General features: G+C 63.9%; 11 protein-coding genes. 8 read left to right on the top strand and 3 right to left on the bottom strand.

The window, feature by feature from the left end:
• Positions 1 to 402: 402 nt before the first annotated feature.
• From NKI25_RS11620 to NKI25_RS11610, 3 genes are all read right to left on the bottom strand, one after another.
• Positions 403 to 1428 carry an aldose epimerase family protein gene (locus NKI25_RS11620; protein WP_352470329.1) on the bottom strand — a complete coding sequence of 342 codons (1026 nt, stop codon included), beginning with the start codon at positions 1426 to 1428 and terminating at the stop codon, positions 403 to 405.
• Between the two features lie 82 nt (positions 1429 to 1510).
• Positions 1511 to 2968 (bottom strand): NAD-dependent succinate-semialdehyde dehydrogenase, encoded by a 1458-nt coding sequence (locus NKI25_RS11615; protein ID WP_352454576.1) that lies wholly within the window; start codon positions 2966 to 2968, stop codon positions 1511 to 1513.
• A gap of 191 nt (positions 2969 to 3159) precedes the next feature.
• Positions 3160 to 4110 (bottom strand): AEC family transporter, encoded by a 951-nt coding sequence (locus tag NKI25_RS11610; protein ID WP_352470327.1) that lies wholly within the window; start codon positions 4108 to 4110, stop codon positions 3160 to 3162.
• A 149-nt stretch (positions 4111 to 4259) separates the two neighbouring features.
• On the opposite strand from NKI25_RS11610, the gene NKI25_RS11605 reads away from it, so the two are divergent.
• The 8 genes from NKI25_RS11605 to NKI25_RS11570 all read left to right on the top strand — a co-directional run bounded on the left by NKI25_RS11605 (position 4260) and on the right by NKI25_RS11570 (position 13124).
• Complete coding sequence (locus NKI25_RS11605) at positions 4260 to 4895, top strand: caspase family protein (protein ID WP_352757462.1); 636 nt, start codon at positions 4260 to 4262, stop codon at positions 4893 to 4895.
• Positions 4838 to 7273 (top strand): caspase family protein, encoded by a 2436-nt coding sequence (locus NKI25_RS11600; RefSeq protein WP_352998493.1) that lies wholly within the window; start codon positions 4838 to 4840, stop codon positions 7271 to 7273. The genes NKI25_RS11605 and NKI25_RS11600 overlap by 58 nt, the downstream gene beginning before the upstream one ends.
• Positions 7274 to 7379: 106 nt before the next feature.
• Positions 7380 to 7928 carry a histidine phosphatase family protein gene (locus NKI25_RS11595; protein WP_352454578.1) on the top strand — a complete coding sequence of 183 codons (549 nt, stop codon included), beginning with the start codon at positions 7380 to 7382 and terminating at the stop codon, positions 7926 to 7928.
• 213 nt (positions 7929 to 8141) lie between these two features.
• Entirely contained in the window at positions 8142 to 8426 is a 285-nt protein-coding gene (locus tag NKI25_RS11590) for an acyl carrier protein (RefSeq protein ID WP_023676462.1), read from the top strand.
• A 39-nt stretch (positions 8427 to 8465) separates the two neighbouring features.
• Positions 8466 to 9653 carry a beta-ketoacyl-ACP synthase gene (locus NKI25_RS11585; RefSeq protein WP_352998492.1) on the top strand — a complete coding sequence of 396 codons (1188 nt, stop codon included), beginning with the start codon at positions 8466 to 8468 and terminating at the stop codon, positions 9651 to 9653.
• Between the two features lie 75 nt (positions 9654 to 9728).
• The gene (locus NKI25_RS11580) at positions 9729 to 11018 is read left to right on the top strand and encodes a beta-ketoacyl-ACP synthase (protein ID WP_352998491.1); all 1290 of its coding nucleotides are present in this window, start codon (positions 9729 to 9731) and stop codon (positions 11016 to 11018) included.
• A gap of 83 nt (positions 11019 to 11101) precedes the next feature.
• Positions 11102 to 12130, top strand: coding sequence for a zinc-binding dehydrogenase (locus NKI25_RS11575; protein WP_352998490.1), 1029 nt, complete (start codon positions 11102 to 11104; stop codon positions 12128 to 12130).
• Between the two features lies 1 nt (position 12131).
• Entirely contained in the window at positions 12132 to 13124 is a 993-nt protein-coding gene (locus NKI25_RS11570) for a lipid A biosynthesis lauroyl acyltransferase (RefSeq protein ID WP_352998489.1), read from the top strand.
• Positions 13125 to 13145: the final 21 nt, after the last annotated feature.

The raw sequence follows: 13145 nt of genomic DNA, 5'->3' as shown, positions 1-13145 counted from the left end.
ATTTCAAAAGTCTATCAGGCTGACTTCGAGGCTCGATCGTCAAGCAGCTACATAGGGTGATCGCGCCTGTCGATTGTCCCCATTGGGGCCACGACTTGCCCTTGGGGATCGTCTTGGAGAAGGTCAGCAAGGGATCAGTGCCGATTGCCGCGAATGTCGGCTATCGGGCAGTGAAATGGGCTGACGAAGGGCAGCTCAGGGTCAACTTGCGTCGTCAGGGCTCTCGGCGTCAAAGGTCCGAGAGGGTTCGAAGTCGGTCGTTCAGAGTGATTGCGTTTTGACTCCAGAGCGCCGCGCGTCATTGGACGCGCAAAGGACGCTATAACACTTTGAATTTTGCATGATCCTTTCCGAACCGGAGGTCAGCGCAGCAAAACCATGCCGGTTTCCGGGGGTCATGCCCTAAGGCAGCCTGAACCGGTATTCCGTCACGTGATGATAGATCTGGCCCGGCCACAGCGTGGCTTGCGGGAAATACGGCCGGTTCGGCGCATCCGGCCAGATTTGCGGTTCCAGGCAGAAGCCTGAAAACGCCTTGTACTGGCGTCCGCCCAGTCCAGGCGAGGACGGCGCCAGATACTGGCCGGTATAGAGCTGGACGCCCGGCTCGGTCGTCCAGAGCTCCATCTCGACGCCGGAATTCGCGCCTTGCGCCCACGACGCCTGCTTCAGCGGCCCGCGCGTCGAAGCGAGGCAGAAATTCTGGTCGTAGGGGAGTTGCTCGCCCTCGGTCTCCATGCGCAGCGGCCGCGCCTGGCGAAAGTCGAAAGGTGTGCCGTCGACCGGCTTTACCGTGCCTGTCGGAATGAGATCCGCGTCGACCGGCAGATAGGCGCCGGCATTCAGCATCAACCGGTGATCGAGAATGTCGCCGGCGCCGCCGTCGTCCAGGTTGAAATAGGAATGCTGGGTGAGATTGCAGAGCGTCGGCTCCTCGCAGGTGGCGGTCAGTTCGACGCTGAGCGTGCCGGGGATCTTGAGCCGGTAGGTGCAGGTCACGTCGAGCGCGCCGGGAAAGCCCATCATGCCGTCCGGGTCGTGCAATGTCAGCGTGACAAAATCCCTGCCATGCAGCGAAACCGCCCAGGCACGGCGCGAAAAACCTTGCGAACCGCCATGCAGCGTGTGCTTTTCGAGGAAATTGCGCTCGGTCTGGTAGCGTTTGCCGGCAAGCGTGAAGCGGCCGTCGCGGATACGGTTGGCATAGCGCCCGACGACAGTGCCGAAGAAGGCGGTATCCGTCTCATAGTGCTCGAAACGATCATAGCCGAGCACCAATGGCGCCTCGTGCCCGGCCAGGTGCAGATCCTGGATGATCGCACCCAGGCCGATAATGTTGGCGGTAAGGCCGCCGCCACGAATGGTGAAACGGCGGACTTCCTCGCCCGCCTGCGTCGTGCCGAAAACCTCGCCGTCCTTCATCGCCATGCTCGCAAGTTCGTTGCTCGACGCCAGCCTGGCCTTTTCCGAAGCGGCTCAGGGTCTTTTTCGGTATTACCGCATGAGGCTTCTAGAGACCAAGTCCGCCGATGCAGACATATTTGGTGTCGAGATAGTCCTCGATGCCCTGATGGCCGCCTTCCTTGCCGAGGCCCGATTCCTTGACGCCGCCGAACGGCGCCTCAGGGGTGGTGATGAGCCCTTCATTGACGCCGACCATGCCGTATTTGAGCCCTTCCATGACCCGAAAGGCGCGGCCGAGATCGCCGGTGTAGAAGTAGCAGGCCAGGCCGAACTCGGTGTCGTTGGCGAGTGCTACCGCCTCTTCCTCGGTCTCGAACTTGAACACCGGCGCCACCGGGCCGAAGATTTCTTCCTTCATGAAGCGCATCTTCGGCGTCGCATTGGCGATCACCGTCGGCTGGAAGAACGAGCCGCCGAGCGCGTGGCGCTTGCCGCCGGCGACGACCTTGCCGCCCTTGGCGGTAGCGTCGGCAATCAGCTCCTCGACCTTCTCCACCGCCTTTTCGTCGATCAGCGGCCCCTGCTGGACGCCGTCTTCGAGGCCGGAACCGACCTTCAGTCCGTTGCTCGCAGCAGCCAATTTTTCGACGAACCGGTCGTAGATGCCGGCCTGCACCAGGAAGCGGTTGGTGCAGACGCAGGTCTGGCCGGAATTGCGGTACTTGGCGGTGATGGCGCCGGCGACGGCCCGCTCGATGTCGGCGTCGTCGAAGACGATGAACGGCGCATTGCCACCGAGCTCCATCGACACTTTCTTGACGGTCACCGACGACTTCTGGATCAGGATCTTGCCGACCTCGGTCGAGCCGGTGAAGGTGATCTTCTTGACCAGCGGGTTGGCACAGATCTCGTCGCCGATCTCACCGGCAGCGCCGGTCAGGATATTGATTACGCCTTTGGGGAAGCCGACTTCCTCGGCAAGCGCGCCCCAGGCAAGGCCGGAATAAGGCGTCTGCGACGCCGGCTTGACCACGGCGGTACAGCCGGCGGCAAGCGCCGGGCCAAGCTTGCGGGCCAGCATCGAGGATGGGAAATTCCACGGCGTGATGGCGGCGACGACGCCGACCGGTTCCTTGGTCACCAGGATACGGCGGTCAGCCCAGGGCGACGGCACGACGTCGCCATAGGTGCGGCGACCTTCCTCGGCGAACCACAATATGTAGGACGCGGCCGAGCCGATCTCGCCCTTCGATTCGAACAGCGACTTGCCCTGCTCGATGGTTAGTAGTTCGGCCAGCACGTCCTGATTGTCCATCATCGCGTCGTGCAGCTTGCGCAACAGCTTCGAGCGTTCGAGCGCGGTGGTCTTGCGCCATGTCTTGAAGGCAGCGTCGGCGGCCTCGATGGCGCGGCGGGTCTCGGCCTTGCCCGACTTCGGCACGGTGCCGATCTTGAGGCCGGTGGCAGGATTGTTGACGTCGACCGTCTGGCCTGAATCGGCCTGCACCCATTCGCCATTGATGAGATTGGCCTGCCGCATGAAATGGCTGGTTTTCTGAAGCATGATCTCGCCTCCGTTCGGCACCTGGCGGGCCGGTCGCTGATTTCGTGAATGGACGTGCGCGATAGCATCGCTAGAGCCACTGCTCTTAGCCCAGGGCAAGCCCCGCAAGCAATCACAAGATGGCATATAGGGTTTGGGCCAGCCAAAGCGAGAGGCGATGCAGCCGGGTTCTTATCCAAAAACCCGGGCTCTTATCCAAAAACATGGACGACCACTGTCAGCCAAAACGCAGTGGTCACGACCGCACAGGCGGTGGCGATGGTCATCTGGTTCGACGCCAGCGCCTGGCCGGTGTTGAACTGCACCGCGATGAGATAGGAATTGATGCCGGACGGCAACGCCGCAACCATGACCGCCACCTTGGCCGTCAATGGCGGCAGGCCGATCAGCCAGACCAGGCCGAGAACCAGCGCCGGCATTAGGAACAGTTTCAGCGCCGACAGCGCCAGCGCCGGCCTTACATTGCCGGAAATGCCGAAACGGCGCAGGCTGAGCCCCATGGCGAACAGCGCCACCGGGGCGGCCGTGCCGGCCAGCGCGTCGCTCAGCCGCGTCGCAAGCACCGGCAGCGGCGCACCGGTGAAGCGCCACGCCAGCCCGGCCAGTATGCCGATGATCAGCGGATTGATGAATACCCTCCTGAGAAAGCTCCTGACGACGCGGAGCGGATGCACAGGCTCGCTGCCGCCGCGGCCGAACATCTCGAAAAGGATGATCGAGGCCATCATCATCACCGGCAGGTGAATGGAAACGAGCAGTGACAGCACTTCGAACCCCGCCGGCCCGAACACGCCGATGATGAAGGGCGCGCCGAGCAGGACGACGTTGGAGTAGGACGACGACACGCCGCCGACGACGCCGGCGCGGGCGTCCCGCCCGAAGATGCGCGTAATGACCAGATGGCCGGCAGCCCAGGTAAGCGCCACCGCCGCGAAATAAGCGCCCCATAGCGACCACGGCGCCACGCCGTGGAAATCGGCCTTTACCATGGTCTGGAACAGCAAAAGCGGCATTGCCACGTTGATGGCGAATTCGGATACGCCCTCGCCGCTCGCCGGCTTCAAATAGCCGGTCAACCCGGCAAGATAGCCGAGCCCGACGAGACTGAAGACGAAGAGGACGGTTTCGGTAAGCGGAGACATTTTTCCCGTGATAGGCGAGCCCCGGCGGCGGCGCAATCGCCCTTCCCTCGCGAATGTACCGGCCAACAATCCGGCCGCTCGGATCTTGCCCGAATTTGCTCATGGTTGGATGCCAGCGCTATACAGGGTTGTCGGGGGACACGCGGCGAATGGGCCTTGTCGGAAATCAGCACTTCTTCAAGCAGGCGTGGCTGACGGCTTTCGTCGGCGCCATGCTTTGCCTCGTGGTGACCTCGGCTCATGCCGCGGAGCCGGCGAGCCTCAAGGGCGTGGCGCTGATTGTCGGCCAGTCGAAATACCAGCACATAGCGGCTCTTCCCAACCCCGCCAACGACGCCCGCGACATCGCCAAGATGCTGACCGATCTCGGCTTCGACGCGCGCAGCGTCACCGACCGCGACACGGCAAAGCTGAAGCGCGACCTCGAGCGTTTCGCCGAGGATGCAGAGGACGCCGACGTCGCCTTGATCTACTATTCCGGCCACGGCATCGAGGCCGGCGGCGAAAACTATCTGGTGCCGGTCGACGCCGACGTTTCTTCATTGAAGGACGCCGATCAGGCCCTGGTGCCGATCTCCGCCGTCATGGACGAATTGAAGACGACCGTGCCGGTAACGATCATGCTGCTCGATGCCTGCCGCACCAACCCGTTTCCGGCGGATGCGGTGCTGCGCCGGGCGCCGACGGCCTCGGCCTCGCCGATCAGCGCGCCGGCGGATTGGAGCCGGTGCGCGGTGCCAGGGCACTGGCAAACGCGACCGCGACGGAAAATCTGGGAACGGTGATCGGCTTTGCCGCCGAGCCGGGGCGGCCGGCACTCGATGGCATCGTCGGCGAAAACAGCCCCTACGCAGCGGCACTTCTGCGCCACCTCGCGGCGATGAAGGGCACCGAGTTCGGCTCGGTCATGCGCATGGTGACCGAGGAGGTCTATCTCGACACCAAGGCCAAGCAGCGGCCATGGGTCAATGAAAGCCTGCGCCGGCTGCTCTACTTCGGCGTAGCACCGCAGGAACCGACCGGCGACGACGGCCTGATCACCGGCGAGCGGCGGCAATTGCTGCTGACGATCGCCGAGTTGCCTGACCCCAAGCGGGCACAGGTGGAACTGGCCTCGCTGCAGGACGGCGTGCCGCTCGACGCGCTTTATGGCGTGTTGAAGGCGCTCGGCACCGAAAAGATGCCGGAGGACCCCACCGACCTGCAAAAGCTGCTCGACGCCCAGGCCGAGCGCCTGAAGAAGATGATCTCCGAGCGCGACGCGCTGCGCACCGACGACCCCGAGATCAGCCGCCTCGTCGCCTCGGCCGACAAGGCGATCGGCCAGGGCGCCATCGTCACCGCGCGCAACTTCCTCGACCAGGCGGTGGGCCGGGTCGAGCAGGCCAGCGGCGTGGTCGATCGGGCAGAGGATCTGGTCAGGCAGAAGCGTCTTGCCGACGCGGCGATCTATGCCAGGCGTGCCGACGCCTCGGCGCTGGTCTTCGACTATCTGTCGGCCGCCAACGATTACGGCAAGGCCTTCTCGCTGGTCGAGAGATGGGACGACAGGCTGCGCTGGAACTACAAGAACCAGGAGGCGGAAGCGCTCAACGCGCATGGCAGCGCCACCGGCGACAGGCAAGTGCTGCAGCGCGCCATCGACGCCTACCGCGTCATCCTGAACTTCATCCCCAATGGCGAGCAGAACCGCGACTGGGCGATCACCCGCAACAACATGGCGGTGGTGCTGCAGACCATCGGCGAGCGCGAGCGCGAAACCGACCGGCTGGAAGAGGCAGCGAAAATCTTTCGCGATTCGCTTGCCGTGTTCGAGCGCGAGAAGGACGACATCAACTGGGCCGCGGCCCAGAACAACCTGGCCAATGTGCTGTTGAAGATCGGCGAACGCGAGAGCGACCCGAAACGCCTGAACGAGGCGGTGGTGGCGATGCGCGCCACGCTGGAGAAGCGGCCGCGCGACAAAGTCCCGCTGGACTGGGCCGCCTCGCAAAGCAACCTTGGCCTTGCGCTTTACGCGCTTTCGGAGCGCGAACCGGACGGCGAGCGCCTGACTGAGGCCGAGGCCGCCTATCGGCTGGCGCTTGAAGAATACACGCGCGAAAAAGCCCCCGTTCAGTGGGCGATGGTCCAGAACAATCTCGGCAATACCCTGGTGTCTCTCGGCACGCAACGCAACGACAAGGCAAAAATCGACGAGGCAGCCGCGGCATTCCGCGCCGCGCTCGAAATCCGCACCCGCGACACCTTCCCGCTCTCCTGGGCGAGCAGCCGTCTCAATCTGGGTAACGCGCTGAACAGTGCTGCACGTTTCGATCTCGGCACCGGCCTGCTCGAAGAGGCGGCTGCCGCCTATGGCGATGCGCTGACCATCTTCACCCGCCAGCGTTTTCCGACGTATTGGGCTTCGGCGGAGAACAATCTCGGCTCGATCTACCAGACGCTTGGCCAGCGCACGCGCGATCCTGCCAGGCTTGAGCAATCGGCCGCTGCATACCGGGCGGCACGGCGCGTCTATACCAAAAAGGAGTTTCCGCTCGACTGGGCGATGACCCACTACAATCTCGGCAACACGCTGCAACTGCTCGGCGGCGTGACCGACAAGCCGGTGCATTACGAGGACGCGATCGAGGCCTATCGCGATGCACTTCGCGAATACAAGCGCGAGACCACGCCGCGGCAATGGGCACTGGCGCAGGCCGGCCTCGGCTCGGCGCTGCAATGGCTAAGCATGAGCGAGGCCGATCCCCGCAAACTGGCCGCTTCGATCGCCGCGCGCCGGGCAGCGCTGGAGGTGCTGACCTTCGAGACCTCGCCCGTCGACTGGGCAAACGCGCAGAACGGCATCGGCATGAGCCTGATCAATCTCGGCAATCTCGAACGCACCGGCAAATATCTGGACGAAGCCGAAGCCGCCTTCGAGGCAACGCTCAAGGTCTTCACCCGCGAAAGCCAGCCGATGCAATGGGCCTTCGAGCAGAACAATCTCGGCGACGTCCACTGGAACCGCGGCAGCTATGGCGGTGGCAATGCCGAATTCGAAAAGGCGATCGAATTCTTCGAGAACGCCAAGCAGGGCTTTACCGAAGCCGGCTACACACTCCCGATCCCGCTGACCGACCGCAAGATCGATCTGGTGAAGAAGCAGATAGCGAAGAAATAGGCGTCTCGGCCGCAGGTTGCACTCGGCTTGTCTTTCAGCCGGCTTTGCCGTCCCTATATGCCGGTCACCGGGGACCTGCCTGCCGGTCACCCGAAAAGGATGTCTGATGCTTCGATTTGTGCTGGCGCTGCTGTTGCTTGCCGTTTCCGCCACAGCCCATGCGACGGAAGCCGGCTGGGCGCTGCTGCGCGACGGCGGGCATGTCGTGCTGCTTCGCCATGCCATGGTCACAGGCACCACCGATGCGGCCAATTTCGACCTCGGCAAATGCGCCACCCAGGTCAATCTCTCGGAGCGCGGCAAGCAACAGGCGCGCAAGATCGGCGCGCTGTTTGGCGCCCGCGCGGCACCGGTCGAGCGCGTGCTGTCCAGCCGCTATTGCCGCTGCCTCGAAACCGCGCGCATCGCTTTCGAAAGCGAACCGGAGCCGTTCGCACCGCTTGACCTGCTGAAGACCGACGAAAAGGAGAAGGCCGCTCAGATCGCGGCGATCCTGGCAGAGATCCGCGGCTATTCCGGATCCGACAATCTGGTCATGGTCACGCATCTCGAAGACATCAAGGAATTGACCGGCATCTCGCCGCGCGAAGGCGAAGCCGTGGTCGTCGAGCCGCAAGGCGACGGCCTGCGCGTGCTCGGCCGCGTTACCTTCTGACCGGGCCGGTCGCTCCTCGCGTCGAGCGAGATAGGTGTTGCCGAAATGCCACTGCCACGAGAAGCCGTGGTTGGATTCCGATCTCATCTTGCTCCGCCTGGGCAGCAATCCCATCTGCGCCCGGCGTATGAGGCCTTTTCCTGCCCGGAAAAACCGATTAGACAGCCCAAAACACATGCGGACAGATTCCGCCCGCAATCGAAGGAAAAGCCCTTGTCCACCACGTTCGACAAAGTCGCCAAGATCATCGCCGACACCAGCGAGATCGACATCGAGACGATCACGCCCGAAAGCCACACCATCGACGATCTCGGCATCGACAGCCTCGACTTCCTCGACATCGTCTTTGCCATCGACAAGGAATTCGGCATCAAGGTGCCGTTGGAAAAGTGGACGCAGGAGGTCAACGACGGCAAGGCCTCGACCGACGACTATTTCGTCATGAAGAACCTGTGCGCCAAGATCGACGCGCTCGTCGCCGCCAAGAACGCCATCTAAGCACAGCGCTTGACGCGCCCTCACCCACAACAGCCGCCCATGAACCCCCGCGACGTCGTCATATCAGGCATCGGCCTTGTCTCGTCGTTGGGCGAGGGTCCGGATGCGCATTGGCAAAAGCTCGTCCAGGCGCGCCTTGAACCGGTTCTGGAGGCCTCGCGCTTCTCGCCCTATACAGTCCACCCGCTGCCGGAGATCGACTGGAACCTGCAGATCGCCAAGCGTGGCGACCAGCGGCAGATGGAGACCTGGCAGAGGCTCGGCACCTATGCGGCCGGCCTTGCGCTCGACGATGCCGGCATCAAGGGCAATGACGAACTCTGCGCGACCATGGACATGGTGGTGGCCGCCGGCGGCGGCGAGCGCGACGAGGCAGTCGACGCGGCCATTCTCGCGGCATCGGAAAGCCGCAATGACCGCGACGTGCTGCTCAACGAGAAGCTGACCACGGAATTGCGCCCGACGCTGTTTCTGGCACAGCTCTCCAACCTGCTCGCCGGCAACATCTCGATCGTCCACAAGGTGACGGGATCGTCGCGCACCTTCATGGGCGAGGAAGGTGCCGGCGTTGCCGCTGTCGAGACGGCGGCCGCGCGCATCCGCTCCGGCCAGTCGACGCATATACTGGTCGGCGGCGCTTTCCAGACCGAACACTCCGACATGCTGCTCGGCTATGAACTGGCCGGCTACCTGCATCGCGGTCCGTGGACGCCGGTCTGGCAAAGACAAGGTGCCGAGGGCGGCGGTGTGGTGACCGGATCCGGCGGCGCGTTTCTCGTCCTGGAGCAGCGAGAGCATGCGGAAAGCCGTGGCCGGAAGATCTATGCGGAACTCGGCCCGATCCTGTCCGGCCGCGCCAAGCGCCGGCGGGGCGAACTCGACGGTGAGATCGCCGCGCTGCTGAAGCAAGCGGTATTGCCGGACGGCGAACTGCTGGCGATCTCCGGCGCTTCGGGCGCCCATGCCGCGACCGCCGCCGAGAAATCGGCGCTCGACGCCAATCCGGCGATCGCCGCACGCGGCTTTTCGACGTTGACCGGCCACATGAAGGAAGCGCAGTTCCCCTTTGCCGTTGCGCTGGCGGCACTGGCTGTCGACCGCAAGGCCGCCTACCCTGTCTTCGACGCCACAGTCGAAAAACCGTTTGCCGGTGTCCCGAAGACCGTCCTTGCAACTGCGATCGGCTATCACCAATTCGAGGGCATGGCGCTGATCAAAGCCGCCTAGAGCATCGGACCGAAAAGTGTGACGCGGTTTTCGGGCGATCCGACGCTCCAAGAGAAACAGGTTTTTGGACAACAAATGGCCAATCTGAACGACCACATGGGCAGGCCCATCGTCGCCGTCACCGGCATCGGCGTGGTGACGTCGCTCGGTGTCGGCAAAGCCGACAATTGGGCGGCGCTTACGTCAGGCAAATCCGGCATTCATCCGATCACCCGCTTCCCGGTCGATCATCTCAACACCCGCATCTCCGGCATGGTCGATTTCCTGCCGTCGAGCTCCAAGGGCGCCAGTCTCCTCACCTATGAGCTTGCCGAAACCGCCGCCCAGGAAGCGATGTCGGAGGCGGGCCTCGATGCCGGCGATTTCGGCGGACCGCTTTTCCTCGCTTCGCCGCCGGTCGAGCTCGACTGGAGCGAGCGCTTTTCGCTCTATAATTCCGACAAGCCCAATAATTCAGACAGGCACGATTCCGGCGCCGAAAGGCTACTGCGGGTGGCGCGCGGCCTCAGGGAACTCGACATCTTCGAGACCACACAGTTCGGCTCGATTGCCGACCGGCTTGCCGACCGTTTCGGCACGCGCGGCCTGCCGATCACGCTGTCGACAGCCTGCGCTTCGGGCGCCACGGCGATCCAGCTCGGCGTCGAGGCGATCCGCCGCGGCGAATGCGACAGGGCGCTGTCGATCGGCGCCGATGGCTCGGCGACCGCCGAGGCGCTGATCCGCTTCTCGCTTCTGTCGGCGCTCTCCACCCATAACGACATCCCTGAAAAGGCCTCAAAACCCTTCTCCAAGGACCGCGACGGCTTCGTGCTGGCCGAAGGCTCGGGCGCCCTTGTGCTGGAATCGCTGGAGGCAGCACTTGCCCGCGGCGCCACCATTCTCGGCATATTGCGCGGCTGCGGCGAAAAGGCCGACGACTTCCATCGCACCCGCTCCAAGCCGGACGGTTCGCCGGCGATCGCGGCGGTGCGCGCCGCCCTTGCCGATGCCGGCTTGAGCGAGGACGGGATCGATTATGTCAACGCCCATGGCACCTCGACGCCCGAAAACGACAAGATGGAGCATTTGTCGCTGTCGACGGTGTTCGGCGAGCGGATCTCGTCAATGCCGGTCTCGTCGAACAAGTCGATGATCGGCCATACCCTATCGGCTGCCGGTGCTGTCGAGGCAGCATTTTCGCTGATGACGATGCGCGAAAGCGTCATTCCGCCGACCATCAACTACGACAATCCCGACCCGGCGATCGTCCTCGACGTGGTGCCGAACACCAAGCGCAACGCCGAGGTCGGCACGGTCCTGTCGAACTCCTTCGGCTTCGGCGGCCAGAACACCTGCCTTGTCATGGCGCGGGAACCGGTCTAAGCGACCGTTCCGCTCTAGCACTGTTGTCGTGCGCATGATCCCTTCCGAAACGGTTCTCGGTCATGCGCAACCTGGGATCTGGCATGCGCGCATTGCAACTTATCGAGGATCGCCGGCTTGAAACGGTGGACCTGCCGCCGCCGCCGCCGCCTTTGCTCGGCGAGGTGACGCTGCGCATCAAGGCCGTGGCGCTGAACCATATCGACGTCTGGGGCTGGCGCGGCATGGCCTTCGCCAAGCGCAAGCTGCCGCTGGTCGTCGGCGCCGAGGCCTCGGGCGAGGTCGAGGCGGTCGGCCCAGGCGTTTCCAGCCTTGTGACCGGGCAATTGGTGTCGATCTATGGCGCCCGCACCTGCGGTCTTTGCCGCGCCTGCCGCGAAGGCCGCGACAATCTCTGCGAGCATGTTTCGGGCGTGCACGGCTTCCATCTCGACGGCTTTGCGCAGGAAAAGATCAACCTGCCGGCGCGCCTTCTGGTCCCAGCTCCGCCCGGCGTGAGCGAAATCGGCGCGGCGGTGGCGCCTGTCACCTTCGGCACGGTCGAGCACATGCTGTTCGACAATGCCCGGCTGCAGCCCGGCGAGACGATACTGGTCCATGCCGGCGGCTCCGGCATCGGCTCCGCCGCGATTCAGCTGGCCAAGAAGATGGGCTGCACGGTCATCACCACCGTCGGCTCGAACGACAAGATCGACAAGGCCAATGCGCTCGGCGCCGACCACGTCATCAATTACCGCGACGACCGCTTCGAAGGCGTCGTTCGCAAGCTGACCAAGAAGAAGGGCGTCGACGTGGTGTTCGAGCATGTCGGCGCCGACACATTTGCCGCCTCGATGCTGTGCCTCAAACGCGGCGGTCGGCTGGTCACCTGCGGCTCGACCTCCGGCGTGTCGGCGCAGATCAATTTGATGCAGTTGTTCCAGCAGCAGCTGAAGCTGCTAGGCTCGTTCGGCTGCCGCATGGAAAACATGGCGGACGCCATGCAGAAGATGGCGGCGGGTCTGGTGGCGCCGGTGATCGACACCGAGGTTGGCTTCGACGGAATCGATGCGGCGCTGAAGCGCATGGAAGGCCGCGACGTCTTCGGCAAGATCATCCTGCGCGTCGGCTGAAATGATCGGCAACGCCTTCAGGAAGATCCGCAGGGACGTGGGATTCCGCTATGGCAGGCGGCTTCGCCAGTTCAACTACTGGCTGGTCGCGCGCGTCGCGATGATCATCATCTCCGCGCTGCGCCTGCTGCCGCCCGACAGGGCGCTCAATTTCGCCGACCGCGCTGCCCGCCGCATCGGCCCTTGGGTAGTGCGCCATCAGGTTGCTGTCGACAATCTGCGCAAGGCCTATCCGGAAAAGAGCGATGCCGAGATCGAGGCGATCGCTTCCGACATGTGGGGCAACATGGCCCGCCTGGCCGCCGAATACATCTTTCTCGATGCTTTGTTCGACTACGATCCCGCTGCGACGAAGCCGGGCCGTGTCGAGGTCAAGGGCGTGGAGCATTTCGTGCGCATTGCCGGCGAGGACAAGCCGCATATCGTCTTCACCGGGCATCTCGGCAATTTCGAGCTGCTGCCGGTGGCGGCGGCGACCTTCGGCATGAACATCACGGCGCTCTTTCGCCCGCCCAACAACCCTTACCTCGCCGACTACATCCTCTCGACCCGCCGCTCGAGCATGGGATCGCTGCTGCCGTCTTCGACCGGTGCCTCGTTCGCACTTGCGGCCATCCTCGAGAAAGGCGGCAATATCGGCGTGCTGGTCGACCAGAAATTCACGGGCGGGCTCGAGACGACATTCTTCGGCCGCCCCTGCGAGAGCAACCGGGTTCTCGGCACCCTGGCGCGGCACTACGATTGCGATGTCTACCCGGCGCGCTGCGTGCGCCTGCCGAACAACCGTTTCCGGCTCGAGATCGAGGACAAGCTCACCTTGCCGCGCACCGCCGGCGGCAGTGTCGACGTCCGCGCCACCACCCAGCTTCTCAACGACGTGGTCGAGCGCTGGGTGCGAGAAGACCCCGGCCAGTGGATGTGGTTCCACAAGCGCTGGGAGATCAGCGGCCGCAAAAAGCGTCGGCCGGCGACAATGCGCGACAAAGCCGCCTGAGCGGAACGATCTTTTGGGCAC

The sequence above is a fragment of the Mesorhizobium sp. M0808 genome (assembly GCF_040320025.1).
In the GTDB taxonomy this organism is placed as follows: Bacteria; Pseudomonadota; Alphaproteobacteria; order Rhizobiales; family Rhizobiaceae; genus Mesorhizobium.
The sequence above is the reverse complement of the archived record's forward strand: the minus strand, read 5'-3'. Positions and strand labels throughout refer to the sequence as shown.